Origin of the sequence: Rhodococcus sp. H29-C3 (genome assembly GCF_030063405.1) — a bacterium.
Classification (GTDB): domain Bacteria; phylum Actinomycetota; class Actinomycetes; order Mycobacteriales; family Mycobacteriaceae; genus Rhodococcoides.
Genome location: NZ_JASITC010000005.1, coordinates 222,577 through 241,030, shown reverse-complemented (window position 1 = coordinate 241,030; position 18,454 = coordinate 222,577). Strand labels below are relative to the sequence as shown.

18 protein-coding genes are annotated in these 18,454 nt (G+C 62.8%); 8 read left to right on the top strand and 10 right to left on the bottom strand.

Features of this window, described 5'->3' with window-relative positions:
• Window positions 1–5: 5 nt before the first annotated feature.
• The 3 genes from QMK32_RS14120 to QMK32_RS14110 are packed head-to-tail and all read left to right on the top strand — an operon-like array spanning window position 6 to window position 2,322.
• A complete protein-coding gene (locus QMK32_RS14120; protein ID WP_269303586.1) occupies window positions 6–416 on the top strand; it encodes a TOBE domain-containing protein in 411 nt (136 codons plus the stop codon).
• Window positions 413–1,258, top strand: coding sequence for an ABC transporter permease (locus QMK32_RS14115; RefSeq protein ID WP_283475676.1), 846 nt, complete (start codon window positions 413–415; stop codon window positions 1,256–1,258). The genes QMK32_RS14120 and QMK32_RS14115 overlap by 4 nt, the downstream gene beginning before the upstream one ends.
• Window positions 1,255–2,322 carry a sulfate/molybdate ABC transporter ATP-binding protein gene (locus QMK32_RS14110; RefSeq protein WP_283475675.1) on the top strand — a complete coding sequence of 356 codons (1,068 nt, stop codon included), beginning with the start codon at window positions 1,255–1,257 and terminating at the stop codon, window positions 2,320–2,322. The genes QMK32_RS14115 and QMK32_RS14110 overlap by 4 nt, the downstream gene beginning before the upstream one ends.
• Here the strand turns inward: QMK32_RS14110 and QMK32_RS14105 are convergent.
• From QMK32_RS14105 to rimP, 8 genes are all read right to left on the bottom strand, one after another.
• Window positions 2,304–3,647, bottom strand: a complete 1,344-nt coding sequence (locus tag QMK32_RS14105; protein WP_283475674.1) for an MATE family efflux transporter — start codon at window positions 3,645–3,647, stop codon at window positions 2,304–2,306. The genes QMK32_RS14110 and QMK32_RS14105 overlap by 19 nt on opposite strands.
• Window positions 3,648–3,653: 6 nt before the next feature.
• On the bottom strand, window positions 3,654–4,649 hold the full coding sequence (locus QMK32_RS14100) for a DHH family phosphoesterase (protein ID WP_502943605.1): 996 nt from the start codon (window positions 4,647–4,649) through the stop codon (window positions 3,654–3,656).
• A 5-nt stretch (window positions 4,650–4,654) separates the two neighbouring features.
• Window positions 4,655–5,122, bottom strand: coding sequence for a 30S ribosome-binding factor RbfA (gene rbfA / locus QMK32_RS14095; RefSeq protein ID WP_283475673.1), 468 nt, complete (start codon window positions 5,120–5,122; stop codon window positions 4,655–4,657).
• A gap of 28 nt (window positions 5,123–5,150) precedes the next feature.
• Window positions 5,151–5,441 carry a DUF503 domain-containing protein gene (locus QMK32_RS14090; RefSeq protein WP_283475865.1) on the bottom strand — a complete coding sequence of 97 codons (291 nt, stop codon included), beginning with the start codon at window positions 5,439–5,441 and terminating at the stop codon, window positions 5,151–5,153.
• Between the two features lie 125 nt (window positions 5,442–5,566).
• Window positions 5,567–8,491: a translation initiation factor IF-2 gene (gene infB, locus QMK32_RS14085; RefSeq protein ID WP_283475672.1), complete on the bottom strand. Its 2,925-nt coding sequence runs from the start codon at window positions 8,489–8,491 to the stop codon at window positions 5,567–5,569.
• A 97-nt stretch (window positions 8,492–8,588) separates the two neighbouring features.
• The gene (locus tag QMK32_RS14080) at window positions 8,589–8,951 is read right to left on the bottom strand and encodes a YlxR family protein (protein ID WP_283475671.1); all 363 of its coding nucleotides are present in this window, start codon (window positions 8,949–8,951) and stop codon (window positions 8,589–8,591) included.
• Window positions 8,952–8,995: 44 nt separating this feature from the next.
• Window positions 8,996–10,006, bottom strand: a complete 1,011-nt coding sequence (gene nusA, locus QMK32_RS14075) for a transcription termination factor NusA (protein ID WP_283475670.1) — start codon at window positions 10,004–10,006, stop codon at window positions 8,996–8,998.
• The gene (gene rimP, locus QMK32_RS14070) at window positions 10,003–10,578 is read right to left on the bottom strand and encodes a ribosome maturation factor RimP (RefSeq protein ID WP_283475669.1); all 576 of its coding nucleotides are present in this window, start codon (window positions 10,576–10,578) and stop codon (window positions 10,003–10,005) included. Before rimP ends, nusA begins: the two co-directional genes overlap by 4 nt.
• A gap of 101 nt (window positions 10,579–10,679) precedes the next feature.
• Here rimP and QMK32_RS14065 point away from each other — a divergent pair, with 101 nt between their 5' ends.
• Together QMK32_RS14065 and QMK32_RS14060 are read left to right on the top strand one after the other, a co-directional pair.
• A complete protein-coding gene (locus tag QMK32_RS14065) occupies window positions 10,680–11,234 on the top strand; it encodes a hypothetical protein (RefSeq protein ID WP_283475668.1) in 555 nt (184 codons plus the stop codon).
• Complete coding sequence (locus QMK32_RS14060; RefSeq protein ID WP_269303570.1) at window positions 11,231–11,671, top strand: ferritin-like domain-containing protein; 441 nt, start codon at window positions 11,231–11,233, stop codon at window positions 11,669–11,671. Before QMK32_RS14065 ends, QMK32_RS14060 begins: the two co-directional genes overlap by 4 nt.
• Window positions 11,672–11,692: 21 nt before the next feature.
• Here QMK32_RS14060 and QMK32_RS14055 read toward each other — a convergent pair whose 3' ends face one another.
• The gene (locus tag QMK32_RS14055; protein WP_283475667.1) at window positions 11,693–13,414 is read right to left on the bottom strand and encodes an acyl-CoA dehydrogenase family protein; all 1,722 of its coding nucleotides are present in this window, start codon (window positions 13,412–13,414) and stop codon (window positions 11,693–11,695) included.
• Window positions 13,415–13,486: 72 nt separating this feature from the next.
• Window positions 13,487–15,238, bottom strand: a complete 1,752-nt coding sequence (locus QMK32_RS14050; protein ID WP_283475666.1) for a proline--tRNA ligase — start codon at window positions 15,236–15,238, stop codon at window positions 13,487–13,489.
• A gap of 48 nt (window positions 15,239–15,286) precedes the next feature.
• Here QMK32_RS14050 and yaaA point away from each other — a divergent pair, with 48 nt between their 5' ends.
• The 3 genes from yaaA to mgtE are packed head-to-tail and all read left to right on the top strand — an operon-like array spanning window position 15,287 to window position 18,452.
• On the top strand, window positions 15,287–16,030 hold the full coding sequence (gene yaaA / locus QMK32_RS14045; protein ID WP_283475665.1) for a peroxide stress protein YaaA: 744 nt from the start codon (window positions 15,287–15,289) through the stop codon (window positions 16,028–16,030).
• Complete coding sequence (locus QMK32_RS14040; protein WP_283475664.1) at window positions 16,027–17,250, top strand: DUF2786 domain-containing protein; 1,224 nt, start codon at window positions 16,027–16,029, stop codon at window positions 17,248–17,250. Before yaaA ends, QMK32_RS14040 begins: the two co-directional genes overlap by 4 nt.
• Window positions 17,205–18,452: a magnesium transporter gene (mgtE, locus tag QMK32_RS14035; RefSeq protein WP_283475663.1), complete on the top strand. Its 1,248-nt coding sequence runs from the start codon at window positions 17,205–17,207 to the stop codon at window positions 18,450–18,452. Before QMK32_RS14040 ends, mgtE begins: the two co-directional genes overlap by 46 nt.
• Window positions 18,453–18,454: the final 2 nt, after the last annotated feature.

Here is an 18,454-nt window from a genome sequence, read left to right as displayed (position 1 = left end):
TGTTCATGCCGCATTCACGGATTCGAATCAAAGACGCGGCTGCGCTCCTCGGCGTCAGTGACGACACCGTGCGTAGATGGATCGACAACGGAACACTCGTCGCGTACAAGGACAACTCCGGTCGAAAAGTAGTCGACGGTGCCGCCTTGGCTGCATTCGCCCGCGAGCAGGCAACTCCTCCCCCGGATCCGACGGGCTCGGGAAGTTCGGCCCGCAATCGATTGGTCGGGCTGGTGACTGCAGTGACGTCCGACACCGTGATGAGCGAGGTCGAGATGCAATGCGGACCGTTCACCGTCGTCTCGCTCATGAGCACCGAATCGGTGCGCACCCTGGGTCTCGAGCCGGGCAGAGTTGCGGTGGCCGTGGTCAAGGCGACAACGGTCATCGTCGAAGCAGGACTCGAAGAACAATGACCGCGACTGTCGAGGTGAAACCGACGCGCTCCGGAAGGGGAATACGCGGCGGCAACGAGGTCCGAGTCGGTCTACCCAGGTGGATCTTCGTCCCCGCAGCGTTGGGTGTGTTGTTCGTCGTCACCCCGTTGCTGGCCATTCTGTTGAAGATCGATTGGCCGAACTTCATCGCCCTCGTCTCCTCGGAGTCATCACGAACGGCATTACTCCTCAGCCTCCGGACGGCAGCAACGAGCACCGTCGTGTGCATCGTCATCGGTATACCGATGGCACTGGTGTTGGCCCGATCGGAGTTTCCTGGTCAGTCCATCCTCCGAGCGTTGGTGCTGCTTCCCCTCGTCCTTCCACCGGTCGTCGGCGGAATTGCATTGCTGTACACCTTCGGTCGACTCGGCCTCCTCGGCGAGCAACTGGAGGCGTGGGGCATCGGCATCGCATTCTCCACGACTGCAGTGGTGCTGGCCCAGGCCTTCGTCTCGCTCCCCTTTCTGGTCGTCAGCCTCGAAGGAGCATTGCGCAGCACGGGACGCGGATACGAGACCGTCGCCGCCACCTTGGGTGCGCGTCCGACGACAGTGTTGCGCCGGGTGACGCTCCCGCTCGTTCTGCCTGGACTGGTGTCGGGGGCCGTTCTTGCATTCGCGCGCGCCCTCGGCGAATTCGGTGCGACGTTGACCTTCGCTGGATCACTCGAGGGAGTCACGCGAACCCTGCCATTGGAGATCTATCTGCAGCGTGAAACCGATCCCGACGCCGCAGTGGCGCTCTCGCTCCTGCTGATCGTGGTGGCGGCAGTAATCGTCGTTGCCGCCCGTGGGCGCCGGTTGGCCGGGGCGCTGTGAGCTCCATCCGCCTCATCGCCGAAGTCGCCGAACGAAACCTCGACTTCACCCTCGATGTCGACGACGGCGAGGTCATCGCGATTCTCGGACCGAACGGGGCCGGCAAGACTTCGTTGCTTTCGCTCGTGGCAGGTCTGCTCCGGCCCGACTCCGGACGAATCACCATCGGTGACGACGTAGTCACCGACACCGCCGGACGCACATTCGTTCCAGCGCATGCCCGTGGCGTGGCCACGCTGTCACAGAACGCCCTTCTGTTTCCTCATCTCGACGCCGAAGCCAACGTCGCGTTCGCGCCCCGCAGTCGGGGGGTCGGTCGTCGCAAAGGAAGGGAGATTGCACGAACCTGGCTCGACGCAGTCGATGCACTCGACCTTGCGGATCGACGGCCGTCACAGCTCTCGGGTGGGCAAGCACAACGCATAGCTCTCGCTCGCGCGCTCGCAGCGCAGCCTCGAGTACTACTCCTCGACGAGCCGATGGCCGCATTGGACGTAGCTACCGCACCCGTTCTGCGCCGATTGCTTCGAACCGTCCTGCGTGAGCAACGACGCACCGCACTCATCGTCACTCACGACCTCCTCGATGCGCTCGCCTTGGCCGACACGATTGTGGTCGTGCAGGCCGGCCGAATCGTCGAGCGCGGACCGACCACAGACATTCTCACCTCACCACGCAGTGAATTCGCCGCTCGGATCGCCGGGGTGAACTTGGTTCTCGGCGCTGCAGATTCTTCAGGTTCGTTGAGTACCGCGCAGGGCCTGACGATTCACGGACACAGTACGACGCCATCGGGTGCCGAGGCAGTAGCTGTCTTCAGCCCGTCCGCGGTAGCAGTGCATCTGACCGAACCGCATGCCAGTCCGCGCAACGTACTACCCGTCACGATCGCCGCGATGGACGTGTACGGCGCAACGGTTCGTGTTCGGGGTACCCACGGCGGCCAGAGTCTCGTGGCGGACGTGACGGCAGCAGCGGTCTCGGAATTGGACCTGTCGCCTGGCATGGAGGTCTACTTCGTCGTCAAGAGCCAGGAAGTTGCTATTCATCCGGCCTCGCGTTGAATGTCGGCGCCCCCCAGCGCCCACCGACCCGAGAGCGTCCGCAGCACCACCGCGATCGCCCGCAGCGACACGAAAACTCCGAGACCGACCCAGATTCCGGTCAATCCCCAGTCCAGCACCAGCGACAACCAGATGAAGGGTAGAAAACCCAGCAGGGCACATACCAGTGTGGCGGTCCGGAGGAAGGCTGCGTCGCCGCTACCCAACAGAACTCCGTCGAGGGCGAAGACGATTCCGGCAATCGGAATGATGGCGACGAATATCCACCAGATCGCGTGCATCTGACCCACCACGGCTGGGTCTGCGGTGAACAGCTCGGGGATCACCCGCATACCGGCCGCGAACATCGATGCCAGGACGATCGCGAACATGGTGGACCACGCGGTCAATCGCCAACCCAGCTTGGTGGCGCCACGGACGTCGCCTTTGCCCAAAGCAGCACCGACCAGTGTTTGAGCCGCAATGGCCAAAGAGTCGAGAGTCAACGACACGAGATTCCACAGCAGCAGGACAACCTGATTGGCAGCGACAGCGGCCGCTCCGAACCGGGATGCCACTGCTGCAGCAGACAAGAAGCACGCTTGAAACGCCAAGCTACGCAGGACGAGATCGCGACCGAGAATCAACTGCACTCGCATCACCGACCACCTGGGCCGAAGCGGAACCCCCGCACGCGAAATCGCGGCGATGAACAGACACCCAGCGATCGACTGCCCCACCAGATTCGCCACCGCAGACCCGAGAAGTTCCATCCGCGGAAACCCGAGCAGACCGTGTACCAACATCGGGCACAGCACGCCCGAGACCAACAGCCCGAAAACTACGAAACGGAGCGGCCTCCTGGTGTTCTGGACACCCCTCATCCACCCGTTGCCCGCCATCGAAATCAGGATGAAAGGAACACCGAAGACAGCGACCCTGAACCACGCGGCAGCTTCATCGGCAATCTCGCCGCCGCCACCGATGACAGAGAGAACCGGAGCCGCCAGAATCTGCATCACGGCAACGATCGCCACACCCAGCGCAACGGCGAGCCACGTCGCTTGGACGCCCTCACCGACCGCGTCCTCCTCGCGTCCTGCACCGTGCATTCGAGCGGCACGCGCAGTTGTGCCGTACGAGAGAAACGTCAACTGCGTGCTGACCTGAGTCAGAACCAGACCGCCGACGGCCAGTCCAGCGAGCGAAAGCGCACCCAGCCTGCCCACCACTGCCGCGTCGAAAAGCAAGTAAAGCGGCTCAGCCGCAAGAACACCGAGTGCCGGGAGGGCCAAACCGAGAATTCTGCGCGGAGACGCCTCCGCCGAAGCAGTCGATTCGACCAAGATCGATCAACCGAGTGCGGCGATGAGGGACGCGACGACGTCGGACTTGGAACCAGTAGCTGTGTACCCCGAAGCTTTACGATGGCCGCCCCCACCGAGAGACGTTGCCACAAGGGAAACGTCGACCTGTGTCTTCGCGCGCAACGATACCGTCCAGTCGTCACCACTCTGCTGTTTGAGTACCGCCGCCACCTCTGCTTCGGTCGCAGTGCGGACGATATCGATGACACTCTCGATCTCTTCCGAGCGGAGGCCGGCGGAATCTTCGCGCAGGATCGCGGTATAGACGAGCCCGAGTCCGCCCGCCGCGTCCGGAACCAGCTCTGCCGCTCCGAGAACCGATCCCAACATCGGCAACCACGCGAACGGATGCGTATCGAGCAACTTCCTCGTCAGCGCAGCCCCATCGATACCGGTCGCAAGAAGACGTTCGGCAAGAGTATGAGAGCCGGGCTGAACCCACCGAAACGATCCGGTATCGGTGACAAGACCGGCAAACAAACATTCGGCCAGATCTCGATCGATGTCGACACTCCATGCGTCGAACAGCCGAGCGATTACCGCGGTGGTCGACACCGCGTTCTCGTCGACCACGTTCCAGGTGCCGAACCGAGTATTGGACCGATGATGATCGATAACGAGAGTTGCGTGTGCAGCATCGATGCGGTCGGACAGCGCCCCGAGTCGCCCCTTGCTCCCCGCATCGACCGTGACCACGAGATCGACGTCGACTCGGACGTCGCCGGCCGGTACCAAGAGCTCGCGGCCCGGTAGCGCGTCCATCGACCCCGGCAGCTCGGCAGGTGTCGCAAACGACACCTGCACGTCCACTCCACGACGCGAAAGAACCAACCCCAGTGCGAGACCGCTACCGATGGTGTCGGCATCCGGCTGGATGTGACACAGCACGGTGACGGATCGGGCAGCCTCCAACAGTTCTATCGCATGAGCGAATTCGTCCTGCGTCTCTGCCACAGGCCGGGCCCCCGGAGTCGTCGTCACCTCTATCAGCCCACGTCGGTCGACTCGGAACCGTCGACCGTCTCCCGCGGCGCCTTGTACGGATCGGCCTCACCCGCAGGCTTGGCCGAGGCTGCCGCCCTGGCGACTTCGCTGTCGGCGAGGCGTGCACGCTCGAGGAGATCTTCCATATGACGCGCAGTGTCCGGAACAGTATCGGTCACGAACGTCAATGACGGTGTGAAGCGAACACCGGTCCCTGCACCGACTTTCGACCGAAGTACACCTTTGGCTTTCTCCAACCCCGCAGATGCAGCCTGAAGATCCGGGGCCGTATCCAAGTCTTCGCCCATCACCGTGTAGTACACGGTTGCGTCGTGCAGATCCGCTGTCACCTTGCAATCGGTGACGGTCACGAACGCCAGACGGGGATCTTTGATCTCATGATCGATCGCCGTGGCGACGATGGCGGCAATTCGCTTGGCGAGCTTGCGAGCTCTCGCTGGATCCACCATGTCAATCACGCTCCTCATAGGGTCCGAGTCAGTCCTCGGGACCGAAAATTCTTCTTCTGACCGCCAACAATTCCAGATCTTGCCGATCCGCGATATGCCGTTCGCATTCGTCGAGCTTGTCGTGCAACCCGTCGATATCCGGACCGGCAGCCGCAATTCCGAACAACGACCGCCGAAAACGCCCGAGCTCGCCCGTCTCCGCGGCCGAAACCCCGAAGCGGTGTAACTCCGTGAGAACCGGATCGACCTTCGAACGCTTCTCAACGAGCGAACGAACGTCGCCCAACAACACGTCCAACTCGAGCGCCCCCAGATACACGCGGCCATCCTTACTCAGGTTCGAACGAAGAGCCGGCGGCGGTACTGACATACCGCCGCCGGCTCCTCGATCCAATGCAGTGTTACTCCCCAATGCTCCACTACGGCACTACTACTGCGAATCGACTAGTCGCGAGCCTTTTCACGGAGCTCGTACGCCTCGACGACATCGCCTACCTTGATGTCCGAGTACGTCACCGTGAGACCGCATTCGTAGCCCTCGCGCACCTCGACCACGTCCTCCTTTTCCCGCCGAAGCGAGGAAATGGTGACGGTCTCGGCAACCACCTTGTTGTCACGCAGCAGTCGTGCTTTCGCATTGCGACGGATAGTACCCGAGGTGACGAGACAACCAGCAATACTTCCGACCTTCGAAGAACGGAACATTGCACGAATCTCGGCTTGGCCGAGCGCAACCTCTTCGTAGACGGGCTTGAGCATGCCCTTAAGTGCGCTTTCGATCTCGTCGATGGCCTGGTAGATAACCGAGTAGTACCGGATGTCGACGCCTTCACGGTTGGCCAGCTCGGTGGCCTTGCCCTCCGCTCGAACGTTGAATCCGATGATGATCGCGTTCGATGCCGACGCCAGGTTGACGTTTGTCTCGGTGACGCCGCCGACACCGCGGTCGATGACGCGCAGTTCGACCTCATCGTCGATCTGGATACCGACCAGTGCCTCTTCGAGAGCCTCCACGGTTCCCGAGTTGTCACCCTTGAGGATCAAGTTCAGCTGTGAAGTCTCCCTCAACGCTGCATCGAGATCGTCCAGGCTTATGCGCTTACGAGACTTCGCGGCAAGCGCATTGCGCTTGCGAGCGTTGCGTCGATCGGCGATCTGACGGGCAATGCGATCCTCGTCGACGACCAACAGGTTGTCGCCTGCACCGGGCACCGACGTGAAGCCGATGACCTGCACCGGACGGGACGGCAATGCCTCGATGACATCTTCGCCGTGCTCGTCGACCATTCGACGGACGCGACCATAGGCATCACCGGCGACGATCGAGTCACCGACACGCAACGTTCCACGAGCGATGAGCACGGTCGCAACCGGTCCACGACCACGGTCGAGGTGCGCCTCGATGGCGACACCCTGAGCGTCCATGTCCGGGTTGGCACGCAGATCCAGTGAGGCATCTGCTGTGAGCAACACAGCTTCGAGAAGTGCGTCGATGTTGGTGCCCTGCTTCGCCGAGATCTCGACGAACATGGTGTCGCCGCCGTATTCCTCGGCCACAAGTCCGTACTCGGTCAGCTGCTGCCGGATCTTGTCCGGGTTTGCGCCTTCCTTGTCGATCTTGTTGATCGCCACCACGATCGGGACATCTGCAGCTTGCGCATGGTTGATCGCTTCGACCGTCTGCGGCATGACACCGTCGTCGGCTGCAACAACCAGGATCGCGAGGTCGGTTGCCTTGGCACCTCGAGCACGCATGGCCGTGAAGGCCTCGTGACCAGGCGTATCGATGAAGGTAACCAAACGCTCGTTGCCTTCGAGTTCGGTAAGCACCTGGTAAGCACCGATGTGCTGGGTGATGCCACCGGACTCGCCTTCGCGGACCGTGGTGTTTCGGATCGAGTCCAGCAGTCGCGTCTTGCCGTGGTCGACGTGACCCATGACCGTGACGACGGGAGGCCGCTGCTCCAAGTCCTCTTCACCGCCGGCGTCCTCGCCGTAGGTGAGGTCGAATGCGTTGAGCAGTTCGCGATCTTCGTCCTCTGGGCTGACGACCTGAACGACGTAGTTCATTTCGCCGCCGAGCAGTTCGAGAGTCTCGTCATTCACGGACTGAGTGGCTGTGACCATCTCGCCGAGGTTGAACAAGGCCTGTACGAGTGCTGCTGGATTCGCATCGATCTTGTCCGCGAAATCCGACAGCGACGCGCCGCGGGCGAGACGGATGGTCTCACCGTTGCCGCGTGGCAACCGGACGCCGCCGACAGCGGGTGCCTGCATGCTCTCGTACTCGGCGCGTTTTGCCCGCTTCGACTTGCGGCCACGACGAACTGCTCCGCCGGGACGACCGAAAGCACCTGCAGCTGCACCACGCTGACCTGGACGGCCACCGCCGCCGGGACGACCGCGGAAGCCACCCGCGGGAGCTCCACCTGCGGGAGCTCCACCTGGAGCACCCGGTGCGCCGCCACCGCGGTAACCACCGGCACCTGCTCCACCGGGACGACCACCTGGAGCACCGCCGGGACGGCCGCCGGGGCGACCTGCCGCTGGGCTCGGACGTGCCGAACGGGTCGGCATCGCGCCGGGGTTGGGACGAGGAGGCATGGAACCCGGGCTCGGACGAGGTCCGCCAGGGCCCGCTGGGCGAGGGGCGCCCTGACCAGCCGCGGCCGGACGTGCACCGCCCGGGGCTGCCGGACGAGGTCCACCCTGACCCGGAGCAGGTCGACTGCTACCGCCCGGGCGTGGTGCGCCCGATGCGGGACGCGGGGCAGGACGCTCGGCGGGAGCGGACGAATACGGGTTGTTACCGACACGCGGAGCCTTGGGGCCCGGCTTGGGGCCGGGTGCGCCAGGCTTGGGACCTGCCGGGGCAGGCGCCGCTGTGGCCTCTGTAGTGGCGGCGGCCGGTGCTGCGGGAGCTTGCTCTGCCGGAGCAACTGGAGCCGGGACGGATGGTGCCGGGGCGGCCGGTGCAGGCGCCGGGGTCGATACCGGCGCTACGGGAGCCTCAGCTGCGACTGGAGCTACTGGTTCCTGTGCCACGGGAGCAGCAGGAGTCGGGCGCGGGGTCGGCTTCGGTCCGGGGCGAGGTCCGCCGGGCTTGGCAGCCGAAGCAGGCTTCGGCGCGCTGCCACTGGCCTGTTCGCCGCCGCCACTGGCCTGTGCGCCATTGGGAGCACCGGTGGCCGGAGCGGTGTCCGGCTTTCCGGCCGGGAAGGATTCACGGACACGACGCGCTACTGGCGCCTCTACCGTGGACGATGCGGATTTGACGAACTCGCCTTGCTCTTTGAGCCGTGCGAGTAGTTCTTTACTGGTGACACCGAGTTCTTTAGCCAACTCGTGTACGCGGGCCTTACCTGGCACTGCTCTCCTCACTGAGAGGCCGAGCGAGGAATGGTGCCCGCACGACCTCGGGTTAACTCCGATGGACGTTCATCGTTGGTGCTTCACGGTGTGCTCATCAGTGCTGTTGCCTGTTCTTCTCGAGGGGTGAATCTCTGTCGTCGACTCCTTCGAGAAAGGAGACGACCGCTGACGAGTCGGTAGATCCCGACACGCGTAGCGCTCTACCGAATGCACGGCGCCGTTCTGCATTCTCCAGACATCTCGGGTCGAGATGCAACCATGCACCTCTACCGGGAAGCCTGTGGTCGAGATCTGGCACGATCACCGATTCCGTGGAATCTCGATCACGAACCACAACTCTCAGCAGACCGGCGGCCGGAGCTCGCTCCTTGCACCCGACACATGTTCTCACCGGCTGACGGACTGCCGCCGAACCGATGCTCTCATGACTCAGGGCAGAGAGTTCATTCCGAACCATCGACCACTCTACCGCTGTATTGCCTCGAACTCCGCATTCCACCCTTACGCGCTGGTGGACTCGGGTGCCGTGGCCGCGTCGCTGCGGATATCGATGCGCCAGCCGGTCAGCCTGGCTGCCAGCCGGGCGTTCTGTCCTTCTTTACCGATCGCGAGCGACAGTTGATATTCCGGGACGACCACACGCGCGGCACGAGCCTCGGCATCCACGACCGTGACCGACACAACCTTCGACGGAGACAGCGCATTCCCGACGAAGGTCGCGGAATCATCGTCGAAGTCGATGATGTCGATCTTCTCACCGGCCAGTTCGCTCATCACGTTGCGCACTCGCTGACCTATCGGCCCGATGCACGCACCCTTGGCGTTGAGACCCGACACCGTGGATTTGACTGCGATCTTCGATCGGTGACCGGACTCGCGCGCAACAGCGACGATCTCGACCGACCCGTCGGCGATTTCTGGAACCTCGAGTGCAAACAGCTTGCGCACGAGGTTGGGGTGGGTACGCGAGAGGGTGATCTGCGGTCCGCGCTGCCCCCGGGCGACTCCGACCACGTAGCACTTGATTCGTTCGCCGTGCTCGTAACTCTCACCTGGCACCTGCTCTGCAGGCGGCAGCACACCGTCTGCGCCGTTCGCATCGCTGCCGATCCGCACGATGATCGTGCCCTTGGCATTTGCTCTGGTGTCCCGCTGAATGACCCCGCCCACGATCTCACCCTCGTGCGTCGCATACTCGCCGAACGAGCGCTCGTGCTCGGCGTCACGCAGACGCTGCAGGATTACCTGCCGGGCCGTCGTCGCAGCGATTCGGCCGAACCCCTGAGGGGTGTCGTCCCACTCCGAAATGGTGTTGCCGTCACCGTCGATCTCTTTCGCCATCACTCGCACCGAACCTGTCTTGCGATTGACGTCGATCCACGCATGGGGCTGATGGCCCTCGGTGTGCCGGTAAGCGGTCAACAGGGCGGACTGAATCGTCGAGATGACGGTTTCGATCGACACCCCCTTGTCCGCTTCGATGGCGCGTAACGCCGCGATGTCGATATTCACTTGTCGGACCCTTCTTCCGGTGTTTCCACGTTCACTATCTCGTCGTTGTCAGCAGGAGCAGGCCTACCGTCGACAACGCCGCCCGCCAGCTCCATCTCGTCTGCCTTCGGCTTCGAGAATTCTACTTGCACAACAGCCTTCACAACATCATCGAGCTCCACGACTCGGGTCGCGAGAACACCCTTGTCACGAGTGACCACAGTGAGCGATCGGCCATCGAGGTGACCGACACGTGCGTCGAACTTTTCGTTCTCCAACTTGAATCGGACCACCCGTCCGCGTGCGCGCCGCCAATGGCGATCCTCGGTGAGCGGACGATCGACTCCAGGAGTGGTTACCTCGAGGGTGTAAGGAGCATCACCGAAATCCGACACCGCGTCGAATATGTCGGAGATCTCACGGCTGAGCGACGGCAACGTGTCGAGGTCGATCCCCTCATCGCGATCGACCATGATGCGTACGGCACTGTGCTTACCTGCCGAGACCACGTTGACATCTTCCAAATCGAACCCACTGCTGGTCACCAGGTCGGACAGGAGTGCGATGACCCTCTCCTTGGACGGAACAGGCATCGTTGCGAAAACTCCTCGTTCAGTTGTGGTCGGACCCCACCAACAGTGTGATCGAATCCGTATGTGGCGAACGCACAGCCTAACGCCAACGGGAAGCGTTCGTGACCAGCCTGGGTGCACGAGATGCAGAATGCACCTGGCACGATGTTCCCGTGTCGACGTTCGCTCTCCCCCGCACCCTCAGCCGCCGTGGCGCACTGCGCTTGACCGGTGGCGCCGCTCTCACCGCAGTCGGGCTCGCCACGACTGCCGGATGTTCCTCCGACACCGACCCCGACCCGCAACTCGACACCCTCACCAGCCACCTCCGACTTGCGCGTCGCGACGCAGCCGCCGCAGGCGCCCTGATCGCGCTTAGCCCCACCCTGGCCGGGCCCTTGAGCGTCGTCCAGACGGAACGAACGGCACACGCCGACGCCCTGTCCGCTGAAATCGATCGCGTGGCGGGTCACACCGCGGAAGAGAGCGCAACCACGTCTACCACATCGACACCGGTTGCAGTGCCGCCACCGACCATGGAGGAACTCGAGGCCGATCTCAATGAATCTCAACGGGGCGCAGCGGACTCGGCGAAAAGCGAATCCGGTTATCGCGCAGGCCTGCTGGGGTCGATCAGCGCAGCCTGCGCCGTCGAACTGGCGGTGGTGTTGCCATGAGCGATCTCGGCATCGAACAACAAGCACTCGTCGACGCGTTGAACGCCGAGTACGCCGCGATCTTTGCGTACGGCGTCGTCGGCGCATTCTCGAATCCGGCCCGTGGGGGCCTCATCGCGGCGGACGCTGCAGCGCACCGCGCACGTCGAGACGCAACCCTCGATGCGTTGCGCGCCGCGAGCGTCACCCCACCGCTTGCCAGCCCGGCATATTCCATCCCGTTTCCGGTCAACGATCCCGTCACGTCGGCGCAGCTTGCCGCCCAGGCCGAGATCGACACTTCGATCGCGTGGAGGTCGGTCATCGAGCGCAGCGAGTCCGGCCCCACGCGGGAGACCGGAGTCACTGCGCTCACAGAAGCCGCGTTACGACTGGCGAACTGGCGTGAAATCCTGGGTGTAGCTCCGCCGACCGTCCCGTTCCCCGGTCAACCGTGAACCGCTGCCGACTCGGCTGAGTCAGCCCCTCATTTCGTACGCGCCGTCGTAGGACACTATTTCGGACCACACTGCGTCGAAGCGAGCGAGATCGACCACCGGCTTGCGGATCGCGGCAAGCGCCCACGCCTGCTGTGCCTCGGTAGAGGACGGCTTACCGTGCAGAGCAACTGCGTAACCGGAGAAGTCACGAATTTGAAAGTCGAAGATCTGATCGAGCAACTCGGTGGAGACCTTCTCGGCCGATTCCAGAATCAGGTGGCCGTAGACGACCAACGAGAACAGGTGCCCCACATTGAGTAGGAAGTCCAGATCCTTCTGCTGGGCTTCATCGGGTGCGGTGTCGGTCAGGAACGTCTTGAAGGCCGAAGCCTGCTCGTAGAACCGTGCCACGTTGGGAACATGTGAAAATTTTTCGTACGTCGACTCCCAGTCGTGGAATCGCACTTTCCCCGCTCCGCGTGCGGGACCCTGAGCGAAGAAGAACGCGTCGTCGGAAGCGTCGTCACGCGTGTCGACGTCGGGGTAGACCATCGGGGCGAACATGTATGCCGGCATGAACTTGAGCATGAGCGCGACGTTGACGTGCACCGTGCCCTCGAGCTTGGGAAGGGTTCCGATCATCTGTGCGGCCTCGCGAAAGTACGTGTTCTTCTCGTATCCCTTCGCTGCGATCACATCGTGCAGCAACCTGACCACGGTCTCGCCTTCGGAGGTCACCTTGGCCTTGGTCATCGGGTTGAACAGCAGGTATCGCCGATCCTCGAGGCTTGCGGACCTGAAGTAGTCGACTGCCCGCCCACTGAAGAGCTTCATCGCGATCAGTCGCGAGTAGGCGTCGACGAAACTTGCACGCACATGCGGAAATTCGGTAACCCGGTTGCCGTAGAGAACCCTGTTGTGCGCGTGCGTGATCGATTCGTAGAACGCGTGCTCGGTGATGCCGATCGAACCCGTGCAGAGGTTGAACTTACCGACGTTGACGGTATTGAGAGCGGCGGAAAACGCGTCTGCACCAATGTGCAAAATGTCCTCGGCTCGGACCGGGTAGTCCTCGAGGGTGAACGTGCTGACGAACATTTGGCCGTGAATCACGTTGTCACGTAGAACATATTCGGGATGACTACTGTCCGCGACGAAGAACACGTAGGCATCCGCCCCATCCAGATCGGTGCGGCGACCGAACACCGAGACCATGCCTGCGACGTTGCCGTTGCCGATGTAGTACTTCTCCCCCGACGCCCGAAACGCGACGCCCTCTTCGTCCGAGGGCCGCAGCAACATATCCGTCGAGTAGACGTCGGCACCATGGGCGCGCTCGGACAGCCCGAACGCCATCACGGACCCGCCGTCCAGCGCTCGCGCTGCACGGCGCTTGGCCTCCTCGTTCTCGCTCATCCAGATCGGTCCGAGTCCGAGTACGGTGACCTGCCAGGCATACCAGTAGGACAGTCCGTAGAAGCCGAGGACTTCACTCAGGGCAGCATTACGAGAGGCATCCCAACGCTTGTCGGAGTCGCCCGCGGCATATGCCGCCGGCGTCGAAAACGTCGCGAACAACTTCTCCTTGGCAACAAAGTCGAGGAAGTCGCTGGTCCAGACGGCTTCGAGGTCGTCGGCGAGCAATCTGGCCTTGCCTCGATCCTCGAACCAGTCGATCAGCGATCGCAACTGGCGCCGCGTTTCGTCGTCGAACTGGGTCGGATCGTACGTCGCGGGATCGAACAACGTGAGGTGGGCCATGTGGTCACCTTTCCTAGTCGGCTGCCCCGAAGCTACCAGTCAGTAACAGACCCGAACCGCCGAACCACACGATCACAATTTTCCACGTACCGTTTCGACGATGTCGGCGACAGCAGTCTCGGTATCGAGGTCACGGCTCTCACCGGTGAAGCGGTCACGGAGTTCGACCTTGTCCTCGGCCCATCCCCTACCGACGACGACTACGACCGGCACTCCGATAAGTTCGGAGTCCTTGAACTTGACGCCCGGCGATGCCTTCCGATCGTCGAAAAGCACGTCCAGGCCTTGCGCGTCGAGTGCCGCCACAATGGACTCGGCACCGGCACGTGCCGCTTCGTCCTTGTTGGCGATGACCAAGTGCACGTCTGCCGGAGATACTTCTGCCGGCCAACGCAGCCCCTTGTCGTCGTGCATCTGCTCGGCGACGACGGCGACCAGACGCGAAACGCCGACGCCATAGGAACCCTGGACGAGGCGAACGGGCTTGCCACTCTCACCGAGTACATCGACCTTGAAAGCGTCGGTGTACTTGTAGCCGAGTTGGAAGATATGGCCGATTTCGATTCCGCGCGCACTGACCAACGGGCCGCGGCCGTCCGGCGACAGGTCACCATTGCGTACCTCGGCGGCTTCGATGGTGCCGTCCGGGGTGAAGTCTCTTCCTGCCACCAGGCCAACTACATGCTTGCCCTTGATATCAGCACCGGTGATCCACGACGTACCGTCGACGACACGGGGGTCGACGAGGTAGCGAACGCCGTTGGCCTGCAGCGCACGTGGTCCGATGTAGCCCTTCACCAGGAACGGATTGGCCTCGAAGTCCGCGTCGGTGAGCAGCGCGAATTCGGCAGGCTCGAGGGACGCTTCGAGGCGCTTCTCGTCGACCTCACGGTCGCCGGGCAGGCCGACCGCGAGCAACTCCCACTCCCCTTCTGCGTTGCGCACCTTGAGCAGAACGTTCTTCAACGTGTCCGCGGCGGTGACTGTGCGGCCAAGATCGACCGAATTGGCCCACTCGACCAACGTGGCAATGGTGGGTGTGTCACCCGTCTCGTGATCGACGGCGGCAGGCTGCCCCTCGATCGGCAACGATGGCGGCGCGGGAGTCGTGACGGCTTCTACGTTCGCCGCATACCCCGACTCGATGCACCGCACGTATGTGTCCTCACCGATGTCGCTCTCGGCGAGGAATTCCTCGGATGCACTTCCGCCCATCGCGCCGGATGTCGCCGCCACGATGACGTACTTGACCCCGAGCCGAGCAAAGATCTTCTGGTAGGCCTCGCGGTGTGCCGCATAGGACCGCTTCAGCCCGTCCTCGTCCATGTCGAACGAGTAGGAGTCCTTCATTACGAACTCGCGTCCGCGCAGAATGCCCGCGCGCGGGCGTTCCTCGTCGCGATACTTGGTTTGGATCTGATAGAGCGTGACCGGGAGGTCCTTGTACGAGTTGTATTCACCCTTCACCATCAATGCGAAGAGTTCCTCGTGGGTGGGACCGAGCAACATGTCGTTGCCCTTACGGTCCTTCAGCTTGAACAGTGCGTCGCCGTAATCGGTCCATCGATTGGTGGTCTCGTACGGCTCGCGCGGCAGCAACGCCGGTAGCGAGATCTCCTGCGCACCGATCGCGTTCATCTCTTCACGAACGACTCGTTCGATCTGGCGCAGCACTCTCAGGCCGAGCGGCAGCCAGGAGTACACACCCGGCGCGATACGACGAACGTAACCTGCACGAACCAACAGCTTGTGGCTGTCGACTTCGGCGTCGGCGGGGTCGTCACGAAGAGTGCGGAGGAAGAGCTGCGAAAGACGGGTGATCACGGGGTACGAGCGTAGTCGGTGCTCTGCGGGTGGGTAACGTTGCTCCCCGTGCTGATTCTGCTGCCCCCATCCGAGACCAAATCGGACGGCGGCGACGGCTCGCCCCTGGATCTGGAAGTTCTCTCGCTACCCGAGCTCGATCCGCTCCGACAGAAGCTGGCGGACGCGCTCGTGGAGCTGGCCGCCGATCCCGAGGCATCGAAGGCCGCGCTGGGTCTCGGACCGACCCAAACCGGAGAAAGCGAGCGTAACGCCGCCCTGTGGCGTTCCCCCACAACACCCGCGCTGAGCCGCTATACCGGCGTCCTCTACGACGCTCTCGACGCGCGTTCGTTCACGAAAGCCGGTCGTGCTCGGGCGGCGGCAAGGTTGTGGATCGGATCTGCATTGTTCGGGGCCATACGTGCATACGATCCGATTCCGTACTACCGACTGTCCGGTGGATCGACGATCCCTGGCTTCGGCACCCTTCGGTCGTATTGGAAGCCCGAGTTGGCGGACGCGGTGGCTGCGCAATCCGATGGACTGGTCGTCGACCTTCGTTCTGGTACGTACCAGCAACTAGGCCCGGTGCCGGGCGCCATCACGGCAACGGTTCTGACCGAGAAACCCGATGGCAGCAGATCTGTGGTGAGCCACTTCAACAAGCATCACAAGGGCGTCCTGGCGCGTGCGCTGACCCTGACCACTGCCGAGCCGAAGAACGTGCGTGCGGTGGCCCGAGTTGCCTCTCGTGCCGGTCTGAGCGTGGAAGTCGCATCGGCGACCGAACTGATCGTCCTCACCAGATGAACCCGGTCCCGGATCTACTCCGACAAGGCGCCGACGTGTCCTATGGCAAGAGTCGGGATCTGCGGCGCGTGGATGAAGTCGTCGATCGTCTGATCGCGTTGGAGGACCACGATGCCTCGGCACTGGCATCGTTGGCGCTGACGAACATGATCGAGACGATGTACGAGGCCGGCTGGCAACCGTTCGACCTTCTGCATGTCGTCAAGCGTCAGCAGACGCTCGCAGTGTCCTCGCTCGCTGCTGCGGTCCTGCTTCACCAATCGGATCTGACGAACTCGCGCGATCGGGCGCCCGAGAACTGGGTCGACCAACTCTCCGACATCTGCGCGGCCTATCCGAAGTCTGCGGGGCCACTGACGGCCTCACCGAGTTTTCTTGCTGCACTGCTGAAGTCGAGTGGCAAAACGGATTACATTGCCGCCAACGATCAGTGGATTGCGGTACTTGCGCTGCTGGGCCAATGGCAGACGCTTCCGCAGTGGCCCCGAATCGGACCCTTTCCGTCCCAGTGGCCGGTTCGGCGGGCCGGCCGAACCGCGAAGTCCGGGCCGGCGAGCGGATCTCCGAACACCAAGATGCTCGGCAAGATCCGTGGCCTGCTCGCCAAGGCCGACGCCACCGATTTCGAGGAAGAGGCGGAGACACTCACCGCCAAAGCGCAGGAGTTGATGACCAGATATTCCATCGATTCGCTGTTGCTGACCGAAGGAAATGTCGATGTGATCAGCAGACGACTACATGTCGACAACCCCCACGCACCACCAAAAGCCCAACTGCTACATGCGGTGAGCACGGTCAACCGAGTCAAGAGCATCTGGGATCCGGAGTACGCGATTGCAACGCTCGTCGGATCACCCGTCGACATCGAGCAGACGGAGATCATGTTCACCTCGTTGCTGATCCAGGCGACACGCTCACTATCGCACTCCCCCATAGCCAAACGACGTAAAGGTTCTGCCTCGGCAGCATTCGGCAAGGCCTTTCTCTATGCATACGGGGTCAGGATCGGCGAACGGCTCGGCGAGGCCGATGCGCACGCGGTGGAGGAAGCGTCGGAACAATCCGGCAACCTACTACCGATACTGGCGGCTCAGACGGTCGCTGTGGAGCAAGAGTTCGACCGACTTTTCCCACGAGTGCGGACCATGCGCGGTCCGAGGTTGGATGCCGAAGGATGGGAGTCGGGGCACGCGGCAGCGGACGACGCGGATTTGGCGTAGCGAGACGACATTCGTTTCACGAGTACCGCGTACAGCAGGCCGTCCGAGCACCGGGTACAGCCTCGGTTCGCGGAGAGCTGTTCGGCGGTCTACGCGAGAACGACGTGATCACTCTGTTCGAGGAACTCGGCTCCGAGAACCGAGTCGAACTAGTCGACGAACTGCCCTCTAATGTCGCACGCCGCCTCATGCAGGGCTTGTCCGCGAGCGAACGAGACTTGACCGCGCCCATGCTCGGGTATGCGAAGGGCTCCACCGGAAGGCGGATGAGTCCGGAATACATCCGCGTCCACGCAGCGACCACTGCTCATGAAGCGCTGGAACAGGTTCGCGAAACCGGATCCGAAGCCGAGTCGGTGTATCTGCTGCCGATCACCGACGAGAGCCGACGTCTCATCGGTGTCGTGACCCTTGCCGATGTTGCCACCGCCGATCCCGCAGATCGGGTCCAGGATCTCGCGACGGCGCAGCCTGTGGTAGCGGCAGATATGTCTGCTGAGGACGCCGCGCGCATGTGCCTGGAGTACCGGAGCCCGGCTGTCGTCGTGGTCGATTCCGAAAATCGTCTGATCGGGATTCTCACCATCGAGCAGGCTGCTCGCATCATCGAAGAGGCAGAGGACGAGGACGCCGCGAGGGCAGGCGGATCCGAACCGTTTCGCAGGCCGTATCTCGGTACGCCGGTCATGTCGATCGTGCGATCTCGCATTGTCTGGCTGTTGGTTCTCGCACTGTCGGCAATCCTGACCGTGCAAGTGCTCGAGGTGTTCGAGGACGCGCTGGCAGCGGTGGTGACTTTGGCGTTGTTCATTCCTCTGTTGACGGGTACCGGCGGCAACACCGGGGCGCAGGCTGCGACGACGGTGACACGCTCACTGGCCGTCGGCGATGTGCGTCCACGTGATATCGCCGCAGTGCTGTTTCGGGAGGTGCGCGTCGGTGCCACGATGGGCGGAATGCTCGGGTTGCTCGGCTTCACCATCGCCGGGCTGGTCTACGACTGGGATCTGGGGTTCGTCATCGGGTCGACCCTGTTTGTAATCTGCACACTTGCTGCGACAGTCGGCGGTGCGATGCCGCTTCTCGCGAAGAAGATCGGCGTCGATCCAGCGGTCTTCTCGACGCCGTTCGTTTCGACGTTCTGCGACTCCACCGGACTCGTCATCTACTTTCTCATCGCCATGAGCGTCCTCGGCGTCTGACC

Coding starts and splice junctions, on each gene's coding strand:
- QMK32_RS14080 (WP_283475671.1), bottom strand. CDS start 8,951: ATGGTTCGGAATGAACTCTCTGCCCTGAGTCATGAGAGCATCGGTTCG.
- mgtE (WP_283475663.1), top strand. CDS start 17,205: ATGGGAGTCGGGGCACGCGGCAGCGGACGACGCGGATTTGGCGTAGCG.
- rimP (WP_283475669.1), bottom strand. CDS start 10,578: ATGCCTGTTCCGTCCAAGGAGAGGGTCATCGCACTCCTGTCCGACCTG.
- QMK32_RS14040 (WP_283475664.1), top strand. CDS start 16,027: ATGAACCCGGTCCCGGATCTACTCCGACAAGGCGCCGACGTGTCCTAT.
- QMK32_RS14060 (WP_269303570.1), top strand. CDS start 11,231: ATGAGCGATCTCGGCATCGAACAACAAGCACTCGTCGACGCGTTGAAC.
- QMK32_RS14055 (WP_283475667.1), bottom strand. CDS start 13,414: ATGGCCCACCTCACGTTGTTCGATCCCGCGACGTACGATCCGACCCAG.
- QMK32_RS14120 (WP_269303586.1), top strand. CDS start 6: ATGCCGCATTCACGGATTCGAATCAAAGACGCGGCTGCGCTCCTCGGC.
- QMK32_RS14115 (WP_283475676.1), top strand. CDS start 413: ATGACCGCGACTGTCGAGGTGAAACCGACGCGCTCCGGAAGGGGAATA.
- rbfA (WP_283475673.1), bottom strand. CDS start 5,122: ATGGTGGATCCAGCGAGAGCTCGCAAGCTCGCCAAGCGAATTGCCGCC.